This window comes from Roseibium aestuarii (assembly GCF_008477545.1).
In the GTDB taxonomy this organism is placed as follows: Bacteria; Pseudomonadota; Alphaproteobacteria; order Rhizobiales; family Stappiaceae; genus Roseibium; species Roseibium aestuarii.
Map to the genome: position 1 here is coordinate 57,799 of NZ_VORA01000006.1, position 20,713 is coordinate 78,511.

Below are 20,713 nucleotides of genomic sequence, written 5' to 3' on the forward strand. Positions count from 1 at the left end.
CTTTCATTCAGTCGGAGCAGAGCTGTGCTCAACGCTCAATTGGGGGCGGGCACATAGGCCAGCAAGGGGGACCCGGCCAGTGGCCGCAGCAGAAGGCGGCGCAACTGGTGCCAGCCGGAGCCGACGAACAGGATCACGGCGCCAAGCACGACCAGGGTGACCGCAAAGGTCGCCTCGGAGGACACGCTGGTCTCTGCGATCAGATAGCCGATGGCAAAGCCGAGATAGCTGAGGGCCGAAACCAGCAACGCACGGCGGTCGACCACCAGCGCGATGACCGCCAGAACGAGGAACAGGACGATGACCGCAGTGTAATAGGCGGAGGTCTCCGCTCCGGCGACGCCGGACATGAGATCCAGAACCGAATGCACGATCAGCGGCGCGGCCATCAGATGCAGCCAGAAGGCCTTGTCGGAATTCAGGGTCACCCGGCCCGGGTCACGGGCATCGAAGACCATGGCAAGCGCGAAGGTGAGCAGGCCAAGAACCAGGAAGAACAGGGAGTTCCAGCTGGCAATCAGTCCGGGCACCACGGTCTCGACAATGACGGCGCCGAGGAAGAGGCAGCCGGCCGTGATGGAGGCGATGCCGACGGGAACCTTGAAGCGCCGGTAGAAGAGCACGGAGCCCGCGATCACCACGAGGATCATGGGAATGACGAAGAGACCCTCGTGCTCGTGCAGCCACCGACCCGGATCGGCCAGCGTCAGGTCCTGATGGACCACGAGGCCGAAGCAGGCGGCGAAGAAGAAGGGCGTGAAGGCGACACTGAGCAGGAAGGACGGCAGAGCAAGCCGCATGCGCCGGGCAAAGACCTCGGCGAGCGCCCAGGTTGCGGCCGCGCAGACCCCGGCAATGCCCCAGGCCGGCACCACGTCCTGCAGGCCGTAGAACAGGCCGAGCATGAGGATCACCAGACCGATGCTGATGAAGATGTCGTGGAAGCCGCGCACGAAGCGGACCTCTTCCCGGTCGGCATAGGACACGTCGAGCGCGCTGACATCCGCAGAGGCAGCCTCTCCGGCGGCCCAGAACTCCACCAGCCGGTCGGCCTGATGCTCGGTCAGAATGCCTGCATCCACGGCGGCCTGAAGACGATCAGGGGCGAGAGGGGCTGAATCCGCAATGTGCGAGGCGGGCGATGCGTCACTCAAGTGGTGCTCTCCAGAGTTTCAATCAGAACGTTGCCGTTGGTATAGACGCAGATTTCGGCGGCAATCGCCATGGCCTTGCGGGCGATCTGCTCCGCATCGGCGTCCGTATCCACCAGGGCGCGGGCGGCCGCGAGGGCATAATGTCCGCCCGATCCGATGCCCATGACGCCGCCTTCCGGCTCCAGCACGTCACCATTGCCGGTCAGCACCAGGGTCACGTCCTTGTCGGCCACGATCATCATGGCTTCCAGCTTGCGCAGATAGCGATCGGTGCGCCAGTCCTTGGCCAGCTCGACGCAGGCGCGCATCAGCTGCCCGGGATATTGCTCCAGCTTCGCCTCGAGGCGCTCGAGCAGGGTGAAGGCGTCAGCGGTCGCGCCGGCAAAACCGGCGATCACCTCGCCACGGCCGAGCGGGCGCACCTTGCGGGCAGTGTGCTTGATCACGGTCGCGCCGAGCGACACCTGTCCGTCGCCGGCGATGACGACCTTGCCGCCCTTGCGGACAGTCAGGATGGTGGTGCCGTGCCAGCTTGCGGGTCCTTGAGTCTCGCTCATCGACGCCTCTCTTTTCATTGACATGTCTTGTGTTTCGCGCGCGCCCGCAGACGATGGACGTCCGATCTCGAGGCCGCGCCGGGTTGCGCCCTATGTAAGCCCCATTGCGGGTTTTTCCAAGCGGACGCATCCGCGCAGGCGCGTTTCAGCGTGCGGCGTTGAGCCGCCGGGCATGGTCGAGAAGCGTCTCCACAAGCCCGTCCAGCTGGGCAGAGAGGCCCTCATCGGTGAGCTCTCCGGCCGTGTCGAAGGCCTTGTCCGCGCGGGCGATGCTCACCATGCGCGGCAGCACCAGGGCACCCAGCCCCACTTCCAACACCGTGCGCGTGCCGATGAGCCCGCGCATGCCGCCAAATCCACCCGGAGACGCGGAGCCCAGGGCAAAGACCGGACGGCGGAAGGCCGCAGTCGCCGGTTCCCCCGGGCCATTGGCGCGGCTGATCCAGTCGAGCGTGTTCTTCAGGATCGGGGTCATGGCGGCATTATACTCGGGACAGGCGATGAAGATGCCGTCCTGGGCCTGAAACAGGCGCTTCAGGCGGAAGGCATTCTCGGGCACGCCCTTGTCCTGTTCCAGATCCGCGTCATAGAGGGGCAGCGGATAGTCCTTGAGGGAGATCCAAGTGGCCTCCGCATCGGCGAGCGCGAGTTTCTTGGTCACCAGCCCGGCCAGCCGGGTGTTATAGGAGCCCGCGCGAATGGAGCCGGAGAAGCTGAGAATTCTGGTCTGTCTCATGGAGTGTCTATCCCTTTCATGGCGTCGGGCAGCGCGGGGTCAGGCAAGAAGCCGCCGATAGACAAAGACGCGCGCGGGGGGAAGGTTGCGCCAGATCCACGGCGAGATGGTGACGGAGATCGAGGGGTCTACCGGCTTGATCGGGGGCGCGAGGCCATAGGAGAACTGGATGAACGGGGCGCCGGGGGCCATATGAGCCAGAGCCGCGTCGAGAAGCGCGATGCGCTCGCGCTCGGGGCGGGTCAGCAGGGGCAGGCTGGACACGATGCCCTGCACCGTGCCGGGCTCGATGCCGTTGCGCGCGAGGGTGACACGGAGCCCGTAGGCATCTCCCTCGACGATCTGCACGCCCGGAAACCGGGCCTGAAGCAGACGGCAGAATTCGGAACTGTATTCGATGAGGTGAAGGTCGCGGGGCTGAACGCCGCGCTTCAGAATTGCTTCGGTGACGACGCCGGTTCCCGGACCGAGTTCGAGAACGGGCGCGCCGGAATGGGGATGGAGATACTGGGCCATGGCGTGGGCCAGTTCCGGGCCGGAGGGGCTGACCGCGCCGGTTTTCAGCGGGCTTTCAAGCCAGGTTCGGAAGAACCGCAGCTCGTCGGCCGCCTTGTCGCGGACCATGGCCATGCGGTCCGACTTCCATTTCTTCAAACCAGACTGACGCAATTGCTTCATTCGCACCGTCCTCCTCACCGCGCTTAAGGTGGGTGGAGGACGGCGCAAACGCAAGCCGCAAGATCAGGCAGACAGACGCATCCGTCGCAGGATGCGCGCCGGCCGGGTCAGTTTCCGAGGTTCTCGATGAAGTCCTTGACCTTGGAGAAGAAGCCGGCGGATTCCGGATGGTTCTCGCCGGTTCCTTCCTTCTCGAACTCGGCCAGAAGTTCGCGCTGGCGCTTGGTCAGGTTGGACGGGGTCTCCACGGTCACCTGGACGTACATGTCGCCCATCTGGCTGGAGCGCATGACCGGCATGCCCTTGGAGCGCAAGCGGAACTGCTTGCCGGTCTGGGTGCCGTCGGGAACCTTCACCCGGCTCGTGCCGCCATCAAGGTTCGGCACCTCGAACTCGCCGCCGAGCGCCGCGGTGGTCATGGAAATCGGCACGCGGCAATAGAGATCGGCTCCGTCACGCTGGAAGATGCTGTGCGGCTTGAGCGACAGGAAGATGTAGAGATCGCCCGCCGGGCCACCGCGCAATCCGGCCTCGCCCTCACCGGCGAGACGAATGCGTGTGCCGTCCTCGATCCCGGCCGGGATGTTGACCGACAGGGTGCGTTCCTGGGTCACGCGGCCGGCGCCTGCGCACTTGTCGCAGGGGTCGCTGATGACCTGGCCCTTGCCCTGACAGGTGGGGCAGGTGCGTTCAAGCGTGAAGAAGCCCTGAGCCGCCCGGACCCGACCCGCGCCACCGCAAGTGCGGCAGGTGGTGGGGCTGGTGCCGGGCTTGGCGCCCGAACCCGTGCAGGCATCGCAGGTGATGCTGGTCGGAACCTCGATCTCGACGGTCTTGCCGTGGAAGGCTTCTTCCAGGGTGATGTCGAGGTTGTAGCGCAGGTCCGCGCCGCGCTCGCGGCCACCGGACCGGCGTCCGCCGCCCATGCCGAAGAATTCTTCGAAGATATCGGACATGGTGGAGGAGAAATCGGCGCCATGTCCGCCACCGCCACCGCCGAAACCGCCATTCTCGAAGGCTGCGTGACCGAACCGGTCATAGGCCGCGCGCTTCTGGGGGTCCTTCAGGGTATCATAGGCCTCGTTGGCTTCCTTGAAGCTGTTTTCGGCCTCCGCATCCCCCGGATTTCGGTCGGGATGGTATTTCATCGCCATCTTTCGATAGGCGCTCTTCAGCGTCTTTTCATCCGCATCGCGGGTGACGCCCAGTACCTCGTAGAAATCGCGCTTGGCCATTCTCGGTCACTCGTCTTGGGGCCGGACCCAAAAGGGCGGCAACCGCTCCATGTCGTGCCCTGTCTGCGTTCCGCGCCTTGCGCGCATCAGCGCGAAGGGGGCACGACAGGGGCAGGAGATGCCGCGGCCGGCACGATCCGGCCCCGCATCCCGTGAAGGATGCGAGGCCGGACCTGTTTCATCTCAGCGATCAGGACTTCTTGTCGTCGTCCTTGACTTCCTCGAAGTCGGCGTCGACCACGTCGTCGTCCTTGGCTTCCTCGGAGGCCTCACCGGCTTCCGCTTCGGCCTGGGCCGCTTCGTACATCGCCTGGCCCAGCTTCATGGACGCTTCCATGAGGGTCTGGGTCTTGGTCTGGATGTCTTCGAGGTCTTCCGTCTGCAGGGCGGCCTTCAGGCTTTCCAGCGCGGTCTCGATGGCACCCTTCTCGTCGGCGGACACCTTGTCACCGTAGTCCTTCAGGGACTTCTCGGTGGAATGGACCAGGGATTCACCCTGGTTCTTGGCTTCCACCAGTTCCTTGCGGCGCTTGTCGGCTTCGGCGTTGGCTTCAGCGTCCTTGATCATCTTCTCGATGTCAGCGTCGGACAGACCACCGGAGGCCTGGATGCGGATCTGCTGTTCCTTGCCAGTGCCCTTGTCCTTGGCGGACACGTTGACGATGCCGTTGGCGTCGATGTCGAAGGTGACCTCGATCTGCGGCACGCCGCGCGGTGCGGGCGGCAGGCCGGTCAGGTCGAAGCGACCGAGCGACTTGTTGTCCGCAGCCATTTCGCGTTCACCCTGGAACACGTTGATGGTCACGGCCGTCTGGTTGTCTTCGGCGGTCGAGAAGACCTGGCTCTTCTTCGTCGGGATCGTCGTGTTGCGATCGATCAGACGGGTGAAGACGCCACCGAGGGTCTCGATGCCGAGCGACAGCGGGGTCACGTCGAGCAGCAGGACATCCTTGACGTCACCCTGCAGAACGCCGGCCTGAATGGCAGCACCCATGGCCACCACTTCGTCCGGGTTCACGCCCTTGTGCGGCTCCTTGCCGAAGAAGGTCTTCACGGTTTCCTGGATCTTCGGCATGCGGGTCATGCCGCCGACCAGAACCACTTCGTCCACTTCGCCGGCTGCGAGGCCCGCATCCTTGAGGGCGGCCTTCATCGGCTCGATGGTGCGCTTGACCAGATCGTCGACCAGGCTTTCGAACTTGGCGCGGGTCAGCTTCAGGGTCAGGTGCTTCGGACCGGTCGCATCCGCCGTGATGAACGGCAGGTTGATTTCGGTCTGGGACGAGGACGACAGCTCGATCTTCGCCTTTTCCGCAGCTTCCTTCAGACGCTGCAGGGCCAGCTTGTCGTTCTTCAGATCGATGCCCTGTTCCTTCTTGAACTCGGAAGCCAGGTAGTCGACCAGAACCATGTCGAAGTCTTCACCGCCGAGGAACGTGTCACCGTTGGTGGACTTCACTTCGAAGACGCCATCGCCGATTTCGAGGATGGACACGTCGAAGGTGCCGCCGCCAAGGTCATAGACGGCGATGGTCTTGCCGTCGTTCTTCTCCAGGCCATAGGCCAGAGCAGCTGCGGTCGGTTCGTTGATGATGCGCAGGACTTCAAGACCGGCGATCTTGCCGGCATCCTTGGTGGCCTGACGCTGAGCATCGTTGAAGTAGGCCGGAACGGTGATCACCGCCTGGGTCACGGTCTCGCCGAGATAGCTCTCGGCGGTTTCCTTCATCTTCTGCAGGATGAAGGCAGACACCTGGGACGGTGAGTACTTCTCGTCATGAGCCTGAACCCATGCATCGCCGTTGTCGGCCTTGACGATCTCGAACGGGACGAGCTTCTTGTCCTTGGCAACGGTCGGATCATCGAACCGACGGCCAATCAGGCGCTTCACGGCGAACAGGGTGTTCGTGGGGTTGGTCACTGCCTGGCGCTTGGCCGGCTGACCGGTCAGACGCTCACCGTCTTCGGTGAATGCCACCATCGACGGGGTGGTGCGGGCGCCTTCAGCATTCTCGATGACTTTTGCAGTCTTGCCGTCCATGACGGCGACGCACGAGTTGGTCGTGCCGAGGTCGATACCAATGACCTTTGCCATTTTAAGCCTCTCTTTCTAGCAAACCGGAAAGACCCGTTTCGGCATCAATCCGGCTCCTCTTCATGGATTGTCCGAAGCAGGCCTTCGAACACTCGCGACGAGCGCGTTGATCGCTATATAGGTGGATGATCCTGCGGCTGCAAGACGGGGATCCGCGGGTTTTGCGGAGCATCCAGTCATCGGACGGCCGGGTTTCAAAGTGGTTACCAAGGGGAACGCACGATACCGCTCCCGCCGTTATCCAGAGGTGATGCCATGCCCGCACCGACACCACCCCGGCCGGAGAGCCTGCCGGCAACTCTGCCTGAAGGTCTGCGCCTCATCCCCGGCCGCTTTGATCGCGCTGCCCAGGAGGCGCTCGTGGCGGATCTGCGCGGCATTCTCGCAAAAGCCCCCCTCTTCCGGCCGGTGATGCCGCGCACGGCCAAGCCGTTTTCCGTGCGGATGAGCAATTGCGGCGCGCTCGGCTGGGTGTCGAACGTCAACGGCTACCGCTATCAGGCGACCCATCCGGTCACCGGAACCCCGTGGCCCGGGATCCCGCCCGTGCTTCTGGACCTGTGGCGGGAGGTGGCGCCCGACGCTCCGGAGCCGGAGGCCTGTCTCATCAACTATTATGAGACCACAGCGAAGATGGGAATGCATCAGGACCGGGACGAGGAGACGTTCGATGCGCCCGTGGTGTCGGTCTCCCTCGGGGACACGGCCACCTTCCGCGTCGGCGGCACCACGCGGGGCGGCAAGACGTCGTCCTTCCGGCTGGCCTCGGGCGATGTTGTGGTTCTCGGCGGCGAAGCCCGCCTCGCCTATCACGGCATCGACCGGATCCTGCCCGGCTCCTCAACGCTGCTGAAAAATGGCGGACGGATCAATCTGACACTGAGGCGGGTGACGAGGGCGACGTAAAACCCTCACCCGTCGCTGCGCTCCGACCTCTCCCGATCTCGGGAGAGGTGACCTGGTGCATGCCGCTCCGCTGGTGTCATCGGCGCATCGCACTGAAGCAGGATTATTTCGAGGACGGCCTGCGTTTCCTGCAAGACCTGATTGTTCCAGAACCTCACAACCCGAAAGCCGACGCTCTCCAGAAAAAGCGTTCGTGCCGCATCCTGATCTGCTTGAAGAGAATGATGCCCCCCGTCGAGTTCCACGACCAGCTCGGCTTCCTTGCAGACGAAGTCAGCGACATATGGCCCAACGGGAACCTGGCACCTGAATTTCCATCCATTCAGGCCGCGGTTTCGCAAATGATACCAGAGCAGCTGCTCCGCATCGGTGGCATTGCGACGAAGGTGTCTGGCAAAGGTCGTTTTCTTCAAACGGCGCTCTCTGCAGCTTGACCCCAAGTACTGCTTGAAGCGGAGAGCACTGCAAGAGCGTAACGGTAATCACCTCTCCCGAGACCGGGAGAGGTCGGAGCGCAGCGACGGGTGAGGGTTCAGGCCCACATGCCTGCCGCAATGGCCACCATGGCGGCGGCGATGATCCAGAGAGCGAGGCGGCCGGAGCGGGTGTGGCGGGCTTCGGCCTTGCCGATGGCCTCGGCGGTTTCCGCATCGAAACGCAGGCCCTGTTCGACCATGCGCTCCATTTCCGACGACATGCGGCCGATGCGGTCGGCAAAGATCGGCAGGTCGTTGGCGATGCGGAACATCGAGCCCACCAGATTGCCGGTGTCGCGCAGCTTGCCGACCGGACCGAGGTTCTCGCGGATCCAGTCGCCGACCACAGGCTCGGCAGTCTTCCACATGTCGAGGCGCGGATTGAGCGTGCGGGCCACCCCTTCCACCACGACCATGGTTTTCTGCAGCATGATCAGCTGGGTCTGGGTGCGCATCTCGAAGAGTTCGGTGACCTCGAAAAGCTGGGTGAGCAGCCGCGCCATGGAGATTTCCGAGGCATCGTGACCGTGGATCGGCTCGCCGATGGCGCGGATCGCCTGGGCGAACATGTCCACGTCCTGATGGGCCGGAACGTAACCGGCCTCGAAATGCACCTCGGCGACCCGGCGATAGTTGCGGGTGATGAAGCCGTAGAGGATCTCGGCCAGGAAGCGGCGCTCGCGCGGAGACAGGCGGCCGGTGATGCCGAAATCGACGGCCACCAGCGTTCCGTCGGTTTCCGCAAACAGGTTGCCCTGATGCATGTCCGCATGGAAGAAGCCGTCGCGCAGGGTGTGGCGCAGGAAGCTCTGGATGACAGTGTCGCCCAGACGCTCGAGGTCCTGACCGTCGTCAAACAGGCCTTCCACGTCGGACAGCTTGCGGCCGTCGATCCATTCCATGGTCAGCACGCCCTTGGCGGTGCGCAGCCAGTCGACGGAGGGAACGCGGAAGCCGGGATCCTGAGCCGTGTTCTCGCCCATCTCGGACAGGGCGGCAGCCTCGAGGCGGAAATCCATTTCCATGGCCACCGACTGGGCGAGCGTGTCGACCACCGCCACCGGGCGCAGACGCCGTGAAGGCGCGTGGAAACGCTCCACCAGACGGGCCACCATGTAGAAGCTCTGGAGGTCGCGCTGGAAGCGGCGCTGCACATTGGGGCGCAGCACCTTCACGGCCACCTTTCTCAGGGTGCCGTCCCGGTCCCGCAGGGTGGCCGGATGCACCTGGGCGATGGAGGCGGCAGCAACCGCCGGTTCGAAGCTTTCGTAGATCGCTTCCACCGGCTGACCGAGAGCCTCGGCCACGGCGCGACGGGCGGCTTCGTGGTCAAAGGCCGGCAGACGGTCCTGCAGGGCGGAAAGCTCCTTCGCCGCTTCCTTCCCGACCACGTCGGCACGGGTGGCGAGGAACTGGCCGAGCTTCACATAGGAGGGGCCGAGGCGGTTGAGCGCGTCGGACAGGCGCAGGTCGGCGCTCTTGTCGCGCACGGACCGGCGCTCCAGCAGGCGCGCGGCGCCAATCGCCAGGCGCGGACCGGCGGGCAGGTCGGGCAGACTTGCCAGACCGAAGACGCCCTCCCGGGCCATCACGAACCCCGCCCTGGCAAGGCGGAGCAACGGCATTACCGCAAAGCCCATGGATCAGAATTTCCAGCCGGAATGAAGGGCGGCGATGCCACCGGTGTAGTTGCGATAGGTCACCCGCTCGAAGCCGGCCTCGCGGATCATCTCGGCGAAGCGCTCCTGATGGGGGAACTTGCGAATGCTTTCGACGAGATAGCGGTAGGGTTCGCCGTCGCCGGTGATCACCTGGCCCATGGGCGGGATCGCCTTGAAGGAGAAGGCGTCATAGACCTTGTCGAGCAGAGGCACGTCGACCTCGGAGAATTCCAGGCAGAGGAACCGCCCTCCCCGCTTCAGAACCCGGTGCGCCTCGCGCAGGGCCTTGGGGATGTCCGGCACGTTGCGGATGCCGAAGGCGATCGTGTAGGCGTCGAAGGTCTTGTCCGGGAAGGGCAGATCTTCCGCATTGCCCTGGGAAAAGCGGATCAGCTCGCTGAGGCCCGCCTTGTCCGCCCGATCCTGACCGACATTCAGCATGGAATTGTTGATGTCGCAGACGACCGCCTTCACCGCGTTGTTGGAGCGGCGCACCACCTTGGTGGAAATGTCTCCGGTGCCGCCGGCCACATCCAGCAGGGTCCATTCGCGGGCCGGGGTCTTGGGCGGCGCCAGCACGGAGACCATGGCGTCCTTCCACACCCGGTGCAGGCCACCGGACATGAGGTCGTTCATCAGGTCATAGCGCTCCGCCACCTTGTGGAAGACGTCGTTGACCATGCCCTGCTTCTGGCCTTCCGCCACGGTGGTGAAGCCGAAGCTGGTGGGCATGTCCTCCGGCGCGCGGCTGGACGACGTACGGGCAGAAGCCTGATCTTGCGCCATGTCTCGAGGTCTCCTTGAATGCGAACGGACGGCTGGGGCCGAAGAGGCCTGCTCCTATATGTCGCTGTCTGGCCGCTTTTCACACCGCCCGCCTGCAAATTGCAAGCACGCGAGACGAAATTCGGCCACGGGACCATAGAACAACCCGGCGGGCGTGACTATGTTCCGCCCTGTCTTGCCAGCCCAGGAACACCGATCCATGCCAGAATTGCCCGAAGTCGAAACGGTCCGGCGCGGTCTCCAGCCCAGCTTCGAGGGCGCGCTTGTGACGCAGGTCGAGCAACGGCGCCCGGACCTGCGCTTCCCCTTCCCCACGGACTTCGTCGCACGGCTGGAAGGCCGCCGCGTGGAGGCCCTGTCCCGCCGGGCAAAATATCTTCTGGCCGATGTGGAAGGCGGGGACGTTCTGGTCATGCACCTGGGCATGTCCGGATCCTTCCGCATCGAGACCTCGGATCCGGATCCGCTGATGCCCGGCGCCTTCGCCATTCCGCGCGGCAAGGACGAAAAGCACGACCACGTGGTGTTTCGCCTCAGCGCGCCGTCCGGCCAGAGCACCCGGGTCATCTACAATGACCCGCGCCGCTTCGGCTTCATGACGCTGGTCGAGCGCGGCGGCCTGGCCTCCCATCCGCTGTTTGCGGCCATGGGCCTGGAGCCGCTGGGCAACGCGCTGGATGGGGGCACCATCTCGCGCCTCTTCGCGGGCAAGGCCGCCCCTCTCAAGGCCGCGCTGCTCGATCAGAAGCTGATTGCCGGGCTCGGCAACATCTATGTCTGCGAGGCCCTGTGGCGCGCCGGACTGAGCCCGACCCGCAAGGCCGGCACCATCGCCTCGAAATCCGGCAAGGCAACGGAGCGGACGACGGCGCTCGCCGGACATATCCGCGACACGCTGAACGAGGCGATCGAGGCGGGCGGTTCAAGCCTCAGGGACCATCGCCAGGCGGATGGCACGCTGGGCTATTTCCAGCACCGTTTCAACGTCTATGACCGGGAAGGCGAGCCCTGCCGCAAGCCCGGCTGCGGCGGCACCGTGAGCCGCATCGTCCAGTCGGGACGTTCGACCTTCTACTGCCCCTCCTGCCAGCGGTGATCCGGTTGCATCCCTTTGGGCGTTCGGCTAGGCCTTGTAGGGAAAAATGCGTTCGCTCCGGACGTTCCGGAGACGGCGCAAGAGGATCCGAGGGGAAGCAATCATGGGTTACGAGCATATCCGCGTCGAGAGCAAGGGCCGCGTCGGGGTCATCACCCTGGACCGTCCGCAGGCGCTGAACGCGCTCTGCACGCCGCTGATCGACGAGGTGAACCAGGCGCTCACCCAGTTCGAGGGCGACGACAAGATCGGCTGCATCGTGCTGACCGGCTCCGAGAAGGCCTTTGCCGCCGGGGCGGACATCAAGGAAATGTCCGAGCTCACCTACATGGACGCCTATCTGGGCGACTTCATCACCAAGTGGGAACAGGTGTCGCGGACCCGCAAGCCGATCATCGCGGCGGTGGCCGGCTATGCGCTCGGGGGCGGCTGCGAGCTGGCCATGATGTGCGACTTCATCATCGCGGCCGACAACGCCAAGTTCGGTCAGCCGGAAATCACCCTGGGCGTCATGCCGGGGGCTGGCGGCACCCAGCGCCTCACCCGTCTGGTGGGCAAGTCCAAGGCCATGGACCTGTGCCTGACCGGGCGCATGATGGATGCGGAGGAAGCCGAACGCAGCGGCCTTGTGGCCCGGGTGGTGCCTGCCGACGATCTGATGACCGAGGCCCTGAAGGCGGCGGACAAGATCGCCGGTTTCTCCCTGCCCATCGCCATGATGACCAAGGAAAGCGTCAACCGCTCCTATGAGACGACGCTGACCGAAGGTCTGCGCTTCGAGCGCCGGGTGTTCCATTCGATGTTCGCGACCGAGGACCAGAAGGAAGGCATGGCCGCCTTCGTGGAGAAGCGGAAGCCGCAATTCTCCAACAAATGACTCAGAACCTTGCGCTTTGCCGTTGACGGGCGTCTGAACCCCGACTATAAGCAGCGCCCAACCGGTGGCGATCGTTTCGCTGCCGCTGTTTTTCATCGGAACAGCCTTGCTCCTCAGGGACAGCCGTTTCGACCTTCAACTGAACGAAAGTTCCACCTTGGATCAGGATTGAGCCCATGGCCAACACTCCCTCGGCCAAGAAGGCGGCCCGCAAGATTGCCCGCCGGACGGCCACGAACAAAGCTCGTCGGAGCCGCGTGCGGACCTACCTGCGTAAAGTCGAAGAAGCTATTGCTTCCGGCGACCAGGCTGCCGCTAACGAGGCACTGAAGGCTGCTCAACCGGAAATCATGCGCGCTGCCGGCAAGGGCGTGATGCATGGCAACACCGCATCTCGCAAGGTGTCTCGTCTGAGCGCCCGCGTGAAGGCACTGAGCGCCTAAGCCAGTCTCTTCGCACATGCATGCGATCTGAAAAACCCGGCCTCTGGCCGGGTTTTTTGTTTGCCGCGCAATTTTGCCAAGGTAAATTTTCGGCGCGAAATGCTGCCTTTACGAAGTTTTCCCGAGGCTCAAATTTGGCAGACTTTCCTCTTATCTTTCAAGGCCTTACCCATATGTCGGGAGGGTCATGCGGAAGGTTTGCGGATTCGACCCCTGTCAAGCGGAAACGGCTCGATTTTTTTTCGCCACCACAGCTTATCGCATGAGCAGGACAGCCGGGCGCAAAAGTCGTTAAGCACCAAGGGATTTCGCAGGCGCAAACAGGCTCCACCTGTCAAACTTACGTAACGTCCAAAGCATGCCTGCTAAGGATTTGTTCAGGACATGCGCTTGCTGCCCCCTACCCCCCTGTATATGTTTAAAACATCGGTTGGGCGGCAAGCGAGACCGGCAAAAAGCATCAAATAAGATCTGGGGTAGTCATGATAAATTCCAATCATCATCACGCTACGAATTCAGCCAGACACTTAGATAATGAATACGAAAACGTATTTGTTGATCTGAGATAAATACCGACGGTTTCGCGTTTTTCTTCTTTAATTCGTCTGCGGTTTTTACTGGAGCATGCTATAGCGTGTGCTCCATGGGGGGATCCGTGTGCCACGTCTCTGAAATCTCCGGACATGGGCTCGTTGCGCCCGCGGCTGGCTGTGCCAGATATGATGCGACGGCAGCCGCCCAGCCCTGGGTGAAGCCCCTGCATGCCGGGGCTTCCGATGGCCGGAGGTCTTTGAAACATGGCAACAATCTGTCCTCGGACAGGAAGGACGCGACCACGCCGGACATGGCCCTTGCGTCAAGCAGGAAATTTGCAAACGCCACGTGGCTGACAGACTTGAGGAATTTTGCGCCGGGTGAAAAAAACGCCGAGAAAGGACTTGACCTGACGGCCCCGATCGACATTTTGTGCCGCTCCAACCGGCGGCGCCCGATGTCCAAAGACGGGACCCTAACCGCCTGGTCGATTTCCGCAAACGGCAGTGACGCAAGCCCAGGGCTTGCCCCCGTCGAGGAACCAAATTTGCAAGACCCGACCGGGGTTTCCCGGACCACGCCGGCCAGATCCGCCGCAAGGCAGGATCCGGTCACGGCTTGCAAACGCACATGACCGCGCCCCCACCGGGGCGACGCAAGACAAACAGTCCCAACTCACGTGGGACGCAATAAGAGCCACGAATGTGGCATGGGCAAAGACGAGCGGCTGTGGCGGATCGCTCCGATAACAGGAGGCGGAAGACAATGCAGGTTCAGGAGGCAATTGGCTCTGAACACTGGAACCGTGTGAAAAAGCGGCTCCGCGCTGAACTTGGAGAAGACGTCTTCTCCAGCTGGTTTGCACGTGTGGATCTCGAGGATCACAGCGACGGCACCGTCCGTCTGTCTGTCCCGACCCGCTTTCTCAAGCAGTGGATCCAATCCCATTACAACGATCAGCTGGTCGGCCTCTGGAAGGGCGAGTGCGAGGGTGTGCACCGCATCGAGCTGACCGTGCGTGGCGCCATGCGCCCGCGTCCCATCGCACCGCCGGCTGCAAAGACCCTGGCTGCTCCCAAGCGCCCGAAGGTCAGCGGCGACACGCGCCTCGAAGGCTTCACGACCTCCCATCCGGTCGTCGATGCCCAGGCTGCGACCGCAGCCGTTGGCGTTGGCCGTCCGGACTCCAGCCTGGAGGCGTCCCGTGATGTCTTCCAGGGTGCAGCCCTGGACCCGAAATACACCTTTGAGACCTTCGTCGAGGGCGACTCCAACGGTCTGGCGCTGGCCGCCGCCCGTCAGGTTGCTTCCGGCAGCCCGGTGACCTTCAACCCGCTCTATCTCCATGCCGCTGTCGGCTTGGGCAAGACCCACCTGATGCAGGCGGTCGCCGCGAAGGTGCGCGGATCCGGTCGCAAGGTGCTCTATCTGACGGCCGAGCACTTCATGTACCGCTTCGTCGCGGCGCTGAAGGCTCAGTCGGCGCTTGCCTTCAAGGAAACCCTGCGCACCATCGATCTCCTCCTGATCGACGACATGCAGTTTCTCCATGGCAAGCAGGTGCAGCAGGAATTCTGCCACACCCTGAACGCCCTCATCGACGGTGCCCGTCAGGTGATCGTAGCCGCAGACCGGGCTCCCTCCGAACTGGACACCCTGGACGACCGGGTTCGCTCGCGTCTATCCGGCGGTCTCGTGGTCGGCATCCAGGAGCCGGACTTCAACCTGCGCCGCAACATCCTGACCACCCGCGTCACCCAGGCGCAGCGGACCTATTCGAACTTCGAGGTTCCGGAAGGGGTTCTGGATTACGTGGCACGCCACGTGGTGTCCTCGGGCCGTGACCTGGAAGGCGCGCTGAACCGGCTGATTGCCCACAATCAGCTGACCAACCAGCCGATCACCCAGGACATGGCGGAGATGACGCTCCGCGACCTGATCCGCACCAGCGAACCGCGCCGGGTGAAGATCGAGGACATCCAGCGGGTCGTCTCGAAGCACTACAACGTGACCAAGGCCGATCTGCTGTCTGCCCGCCGGACCCGCACCATCGTGCGTCCGCGCCAGATCGCCATGTATCTGGCCAAGGTGATGACCCCGCGCTCCCTTCCGGAGATCGGACGCCGCTTCGGAAACCGGGATCACACCACGGTTCTGCACGCCGTGCGCAAGATCGAGGAGATGGCGCGCACCGACACCGGCCTGTCGCAGGAGCTGGAGCTGCTGAAGCGCATGCTCGACGCTTAAGAAAAGCGGGAAAGAGCCAAGAAATCAGAGGGCGTCCTTCGGGGCGCCCTCTTGCATTTGGGCGGACAAAAGGGCAGTGTCTTCCCCCCGTTCCCGATCCGGAACATCGTCATTTTCACGAGCCGGTTTCCCGGCCCTCCATGAGTACGGACGAAAGCATGAAAGCGACCCTCGAGCGGACCGACCTCCTCAAGTCCCTGACCCATGTGCACCGGGTTGTCGAGCGCCGGAACACCATTCCGATCCTCTCGAACGTGCTGCTGCGGGCAGAGGGCGGGTCGCTGAAGCTGAAAGCCACCGACCTGGACCTGGAAGTTCAGGAGACCGTTCCGGCCATGGTCGAGCGCCCCGGCGCCACAACCGTCCCGGCGCACATGATCTATGACATCGTGCGCAAGCTGCCCGACGGCTCCCAGGTTGTTCTGGAAACGACCAGCGACTTCGCCACGCTCGAGATCCGCGCCGGCCGCTCGAAGTTCTCCCTGCAGATGCTGCCGGAGACCGACTTCCCGGATCTGACGGCCAGCGACTTCAGCCACGCCTTCAGCCTGACCGCAGGCGACATCCGCAAGCTGATCGACACGACCCAGTTCGCGATCTCCACCGAGGAGACCCGCTACTACCTGAACGGCATTTTCATGCACACGGTGGACACGCCGGAAGGCAGCCGCTTCCGTGCCGTTGCCACCGATGGTCACCGTCTGGCGCAGGCCGAAGTGGCCGCCCCGTCCGGCGCCATGGGCATGCCGGGCATCATCGTGCCGCGCAAGACCGTGGGCGAGATCCAGAAGCTGCTGGAAGCGCCGGATGCCGATGTGCAGATCGAACTGTCCGACACGAAGATCCGCATCGTCACCGCCAATATCGTACTGACCTCGAAGCTCATCGACGGCACCTTCCCGGACTACGGCCGGGTGATCCCCCAGGGCAACGACAAGGAGCTGCGAGTCGACCGGGACGAGTTCAAGGAAGCTGTCGACCGCGTGTCGACCATTTCCTCCGAGCGCGGCCGTGCCGTGAAGCTGTCGCTGACCGACGGCCGCATGATCCTGACCGTGAACAACCCGGACTCCGGCAGCGCGACCGAAGAGCTGATGGTCGAGTATGATGCGGATCCGATGGAAATCGGCTTCAACTCCCGCTACCTGCTCGATATCGCGAACCAGCTGACGAGCGATACGGCCTTGTTCCGTCTGGCGGATTCCGGCTCGCCGACCCTGATCCGCGACAGCACCGTCGACGAATGCCTGTTCGTCCTCATGCCGATGCGCGTCTGACATTGCCTGCCGCCGACCGGAGATCCGCTCCGGTCGGCGCCCGGGCCTCATCCTGCCGCAAGACCGGAGCAGGGGCATGCTGACCCGCCTGACCCTCACCGATTTCCGAAACTATCGCGGCCTGGACCTCGTCTTTTCCCGGCCGCTGGTTGCCTTTGTCGGCAACAACGGGATCGGAAAGACCAATATCCTTGAAGCCATCTCCCTGCTGACCGCCGGCCGTGGCCTGCGCCGGGCCGCGCTCGGTACCCTGTCGCGCGTCGATGGGCCCGGCGGCTGGAGCCTTGCCGCCCGGCTGGAACAAGACGGCTACGAGCACCGGATCGGCACGGGCCTCGGCCCGCAGGAGGCCGGTCGGCGGGTGCGCATCGACGGAGAAGAGGCGCGGACCTCGGAAGCGCTGCTCGACTACATGCGGGTGCTCTGGCTGGTGCCCGCCATGGACGGGCTCTTCATCGGCCCTGCCGGTGACCGCCGGCGGTTTCTCGACCGGCTGACGCTCTCCCTCAATCCCGCCCACGGGCGCATGGTCACCGACTTCGAAAAGGCGCTGCGCCAGCGCAACCGGGGGCTGGAGCAAGGCGCGTCGGCACAGGTGCTGACCGCGCTCGAGCGGCAGGTGGCGGAGCTGGGCATGGCCGTGTCGCTGGCCCGGGCCGAAACCGTGCGCCTGCTCAGCGCCACGCTCGACGATCAGGAACCGGAGCCGGAAGCAGCCGCCCCCGACGCGCCCGCGCCCGCATCCTTCCCGCAGGCGGTGCTGGGGCTCGAGGGCGAGTTCGAGAGCCGGTTCGCGGGTCTCCCTGCAAGCGATGCGGAAGCGCTTTACATGCAGGCGCTCGCCGAGGGCCGCGCCCGCGATCGCGCCGCCGGGCGGACCCTCTTCGGACCGCATCTGAGCGACCTGACCGTGCTGCACCGGGCCAAGGGCATGCCTGCGGCCCAAAGCTCCACCGGCGAGCAGAAGGCCCTGCTGATCGGGCTGGTTCTGGCCCATGCGGACCTGACGGCGCGTGTCACCGGGCGGGCGCCCGTCCTGCTCCTCGACGAGGTCGCGGCCCATCTCGATCCCGGCCGGCGCAAGGCGCTCTTCGACCGGCTGCTGCGCCTGGGCGGACAGGTGTTCATGACCGGAACCGATGCGGCGCTCTTCGAGGCGCTGCCCGTCGAAAGCGAGATCTTCGCCATCACCGCGCAAGGGGCCCGGGCGCTGTCTCTGCCAGGCGCCCGAGAGACCGGCGACACACCCTGAAAACACCGCTCAAACGCGGGGTTTTCCACCATTTTCCGGGCGCTCATACCCCCGCCACTTTTGCGTGGTTGAACCCTTGGTCCAACCCCTTATAACGGGTGTTTACTTCACAAGAGCCATGAGTGACTGATTCGCATGAGCGACACCTCCACGCCCGAACAAACCCCCTCCGCCGATGCTGCCCCGTCGTCCGAATACGGCGCGGATTCCATCAAGGTCCTGAAGGGGCTGGACGCTGTCCGCAAGCGCCCGGGGATGTACATCGGTGACACGGACGATGGTTCCGGCCTGCACCACATGGTCTACGAGGTGGTCGACAACGCGATCGACGAAGCCCTTGCAGGACATGCGGACCGGGTGACCGTGACGCTCAACGCGGATGGCTCCGTGACGGTGACCGACAACGGGCGCGGCATTCCCACCGACCTCCATCCGGAGGAAGGGGTGTCCGCAGCCGAGGTCATCATGACCCAGCTTCATGCGGGCGGTAAGTTCGACCAGAACTCCTACAAGGTGTCCGGCGGTCTGCACGGGGTGGGTGTCTCGGTGGTGAACGCCCTGTCGGTGCGGCTCGATCTGCGGATCTGGCGCAACGACAAGGAACACTTCATGCGCTTCAGCCATGGCGATGCCGTGGCGCCGCTCGAAGTGGTCGGGCCGTCCAACGGCAAGAAGGGCACGGAAGTCACCTTCCTGCCCTCGCCCGAGACCTTCACCAAGACCGAATTCGATTTCGCCACCCTGGAGCACCGGCTGCGGGAACTGGCCTTCCTGAACTCCGGCGTGCGCATCCGCCTGTCGGACAAGCGCGGCGCCGACGAGCGGGTCGAGGAGCTGTTCTACGAGGGCGGGCTGGAAGCCTTCGTGCGCTATCTCGACCGGGCCAAGCACCCGCTGATCGAACAGCCGATCACGGTTCAGGCGGAACGCGACGGGATCACCGTCGAAGTGGCCATGTGGTGGAACGACAGCTACCACGAGCAGGTTCTGTGCTTCACCAACAACATTCCGCAGCGTGACGGCGGCACCCATCTGGCCGGCTTCCGCGCCGCCCTGACCCGCCAGATCACCGGCTATGCGGACACGTCCGGCCTGCTGAAGAAGGAAAAGGTCTCGCCGACCGGCGACGACTGCCGCGAGGGCCTGACCTGCGTTCTTTCCGTCAAGGTGCCGGACCCGAAGTTCTCGTCCCAGACGAAGGACAAGCTGGTCTCCTCCGAAGTGCGCCCGGTGGTCGAGAACCTGGTTGCAACCGCCCTGGCCGAATGGCTGGAAGAAAACCCGGCACCGGCGCGGTCCATCGTCTCCAAGGTGGTGGAAGCCGCCAGTGCCCGTGAAGCCGCCCGCAAGGCGCGCGAGCTGACGCGCCGCAAGGGCGCGCTGGACATCGCCTCCCTGCCCGGCAAGCTGGCCGACTGCCAGGAGCGCGATGCTTCCAAGGCCGAACTGTTCCTCGTCGAGGGTGACTCCGCAGGCGGCTCCGCCAAGCAGGGCCGTCACCGCGAGAACCAGGCCGTTCTGCCGCTGCGCGGCAAGATCCTCAACGTGGAACGCGCCCGCTTCGACAAGATGCTGTCGTCGAACGAAATCGGCACCCTGATCACGGCGCTCGGCACCGGGATCGGCAAGGAAGAGTTCAACATCGAGAAGCTGCGCTACCACAAGATCATCATCATGACCGATGCTGACGTGGACGGCGCCCACATCCGCACCCTGCTTCTGACCTTCTTCTTCCGTCAGATGCCGCAGCTGATCGAGAACGGCTACATCTATATTGCCCAGCCGCCGCTCTACAAGGTGAAGCGCGGCCAGTCCGAGCAGTATCTCAAGGACCAGAACGCCCTTGAGAACTACCTGATCTCGACAGGCCTTGAAGACACCTCCCTGACCCTTGCCAGCGGCGAAGTCCGCATGAGCGAGGACCTGCGCCAGGTGGTGGAGCAGGCCCGGACGATTTCCGGCATCTTCGACGGACTGCACACCCGCTACAACCGGGATGTGGTCGAGCAGGCCGCCATCGCCGGCGCGCTGAACGAAGAGGTTCTTCACGACGCCGACAAGGCGAAGGAAGCCGCGGCCTATATCGCCCGCCGTCTCGACATCCTGGCGGATGAATTCGAGAAGGGCTGGACCGGGGAAGCCCGGGAAGACGGCAGCCTGGTGTTCAAGCGCACCGTGCGCGGCGTGGAGGAAGTGGCCATCATCGACCCGGCGCTGCTCGGCTCCTCCGATGCCCGCCGCCTCGACAACCAGGCCAAGCATCTGCAGGAAATCTACGGCAAGGCTGCCGTTCTGCGCCGCAAGGACACCAACACGGAAATCCGTGGCCCGCGCTCGCTCCTGTCCCAGGTCTTCTCCTTCGGCCAGAAGGGCATCTCGCTGCAGCGCTATAAAGGTCTGGGCGAAATGAACCCGGAACAGCTCTGGGAAACCACGCTGGACCCGAATGTCCGCTCCCTGCTGCAGGTGAAGATCCGCGAAGCCGACGACGCGGACGACATCTTCACAAAGCTCATGGGCGACGAAGTGGACCCGCGCCGCGAGTTCATCCAGGACAACGCCCTGTCGGTCGCCAACCTGGACATCTGATCCGGGCCAGCACCAAGCACGAAAGGCCGCCCAAGGGGCGGCCTTGTCGTATCTGAACCCTTGGTTTCGGCACAAGGCTGGGACGACAAAGGCGAGGGTTTGTCTGAAGGCCTA

At 64.1% G+C, this 20,713-nt stretch carries 17 protein-coding genes; 8 read left to right on the forward strand and 9 right to left on the reverse strand.

Going from position 1 to position 20,713, the window contains the following annotated elements:
* Positions 1–35: 35 nt before the first annotated feature.
* The 6 genes from FR728_RS16885 to dnaK all read right to left on the reverse strand — a co-directional run bounded on the left by FR728_RS16885 (position 36) and on the right by dnaK (position 6,455).
* On the reverse strand, positions 36–1,154 hold the full coding sequence (locus FR728_RS16885; protein ID WP_149893919.1) for a hypothetical protein: 1,119 nt from the start codon (positions 1,152–1,154) through the stop codon (positions 36–38).
* On the reverse strand, positions 1,151–1,711 hold the full coding sequence (gene hslV / locus FR728_RS16890; RefSeq protein ID WP_149893920.1) for an ATP-dependent protease subunit HslV: 561 nt from the start codon (positions 1,709–1,711) through the stop codon (positions 1,151–1,153). Before hslV ends, FR728_RS16885 begins: the two co-directional genes overlap by 4 nt.
* Positions 1,712–1,856: 145 nt before the next feature.
* The gene (locus FR728_RS16895) at positions 1,857–2,447 is read right to left on the reverse strand and encodes an NADPH-dependent FMN reductase (protein WP_149893921.1); all 591 of its coding nucleotides are present in this window, start codon (positions 2,445–2,447) and stop codon (positions 1,857–1,859) included.
* A gap of 39 nt (positions 2,448–2,486) precedes the next feature.
* A complete protein-coding gene (locus FR728_RS16900; RefSeq protein ID WP_149893922.1) occupies positions 2,487–3,125 on the reverse strand; it encodes a class I SAM-dependent methyltransferase in 639 nt (212 codons plus the stop codon).
* 107 nt (positions 3,126–3,232) lie between these two features.
* Complete coding sequence (dnaJ, locus tag FR728_RS16905) at positions 3,233–4,360, reverse strand: molecular chaperone DnaJ (RefSeq protein WP_149893923.1); 1,128 nt, start codon at positions 4,358–4,360, stop codon at positions 3,233–3,235.
* A 190-nt stretch (positions 4,361–4,550) separates the two neighbouring features.
* Entirely contained in the window at positions 4,551–6,455 is a 1,905-nt protein-coding gene (dnaK, locus tag FR728_RS16910) for a molecular chaperone DnaK (RefSeq protein WP_149893924.1), read from the reverse strand.
* Positions 6,456–6,710: 255 nt separating this feature from the next.
* Between dnaK and FR728_RS16915 the strand changes: the two genes are divergently transcribed.
* On the forward strand, positions 6,711–7,361 hold the full coding sequence (locus FR728_RS16915; RefSeq protein WP_149893925.1) for an alpha-ketoglutarate-dependent dioxygenase AlkB family protein: 651 nt from the start codon (positions 6,711–6,713) through the stop codon (positions 7,359–7,361).
* A 5-nt stretch (positions 7,362–7,366) separates the two neighbouring features.
* Here FR728_RS16915 and FR728_RS16920 read toward each other — a convergent pair whose 3' ends face one another.
* The 3 genes from FR728_RS16920 to ubiE all read right to left on the reverse strand — a co-directional run bounded on the left by FR728_RS16920 (position 7,367) and on the right by ubiE (position 10,284).
* Entirely contained in the window at positions 7,367–7,801 is a 435-nt protein-coding gene (locus FR728_RS16920; RefSeq protein ID WP_341872942.1) for an endonuclease domain-containing protein, read from the reverse strand.
* Between the two features lie 92 nt (positions 7,802–7,893).
* Complete coding sequence (ubiB, locus tag FR728_RS16925; RefSeq protein WP_149893927.1) at positions 7,894–9,477, reverse strand: 2-polyprenylphenol 6-hydroxylase; 1,584 nt, start codon at positions 9,475–9,477, stop codon at positions 7,894–7,896.
* Positions 9,478–9,480: 3 nt separating this feature from the next.
* Positions 9,481–10,284 carry a bifunctional demethylmenaquinone methyltransferase/2-methoxy-6-polyprenyl-1,4-benzoquinol methylase UbiE gene (ubiE, locus tag FR728_RS16930; protein WP_149893928.1) on the reverse strand — a complete coding sequence of 268 codons (804 nt, stop codon included), beginning with the start codon at positions 10,282–10,284 and terminating at the stop codon, positions 9,481–9,483.
* A 199-nt stretch (positions 10,285–10,483) separates the two neighbouring features.
* On the opposite strand from ubiE, the gene mutM reads away from it, so the two are divergent.
* The 7 genes from mutM to gyrB all read left to right on the forward strand — a co-directional run bounded on the left by mutM (position 10,484) and on the right by gyrB (position 20,599).
* The gene (gene mutM, locus FR728_RS16935; RefSeq protein WP_149893929.1) at positions 10,484–11,380 is read left to right on the forward strand and encodes a bifunctional DNA-formamidopyrimidine glycosylase/DNA-(apurinic or apyrimidinic site) lyase; all 897 of its coding nucleotides are present in this window, start codon (positions 10,484–10,486) and stop codon (positions 11,378–11,380) included.
* A 103-nt stretch (positions 11,381–11,483) separates the two neighbouring features.
* Entirely contained in the window at positions 11,484–12,257 is a 774-nt protein-coding gene (locus tag FR728_RS16940) for an enoyl-CoA hydratase (RefSeq protein ID WP_149893930.1), read from the forward strand.
* A 176-nt stretch (positions 12,258–12,433) separates the two neighbouring features.
* Positions 12,434–12,700, forward strand: a complete 267-nt coding sequence (gene rpsT / locus FR728_RS16945) for a 30S ribosomal protein S20 (RefSeq protein ID WP_149893931.1) — start codon at positions 12,434–12,436, stop codon at positions 12,698–12,700.
* Positions 12,701–13,999: 1,299 nt separating this feature from the next.
* Complete coding sequence (dnaA, locus tag FR728_RS16950) at positions 14,000–15,481, forward strand: chromosomal replication initiator protein DnaA (RefSeq protein WP_149893932.1); 1,482 nt, start codon at positions 14,000–14,002, stop codon at positions 15,479–15,481.
* A 158-nt stretch (positions 15,482–15,639) separates the two neighbouring features.
* On the forward strand, positions 15,640–16,758 hold the full coding sequence (dnaN, locus tag FR728_RS16955) for a DNA polymerase III subunit beta (RefSeq protein ID WP_149893933.1): 1,119 nt from the start codon (positions 15,640–15,642) through the stop codon (positions 16,756–16,758).
* 76 nt (positions 16,759–16,834) lie between these two features.
* Positions 16,835–18,010, forward strand: a complete 1,176-nt coding sequence (gene recF, locus FR728_RS16960) for a DNA replication/repair protein RecF (protein WP_149893934.1) — start codon at positions 16,835–16,837, stop codon at positions 18,008–18,010.
* Between the two features lie 135 nt (positions 18,011–18,145).
* Positions 18,146–20,599, forward strand: a complete 2,454-nt coding sequence (gene gyrB / locus FR728_RS16965) for a DNA topoisomerase (ATP-hydrolyzing) subunit B (protein WP_149893935.1) — start codon at positions 18,146–18,148, stop codon at positions 20,597–20,599.
* Positions 20,600–20,713: the final 114 nt, after the last annotated feature.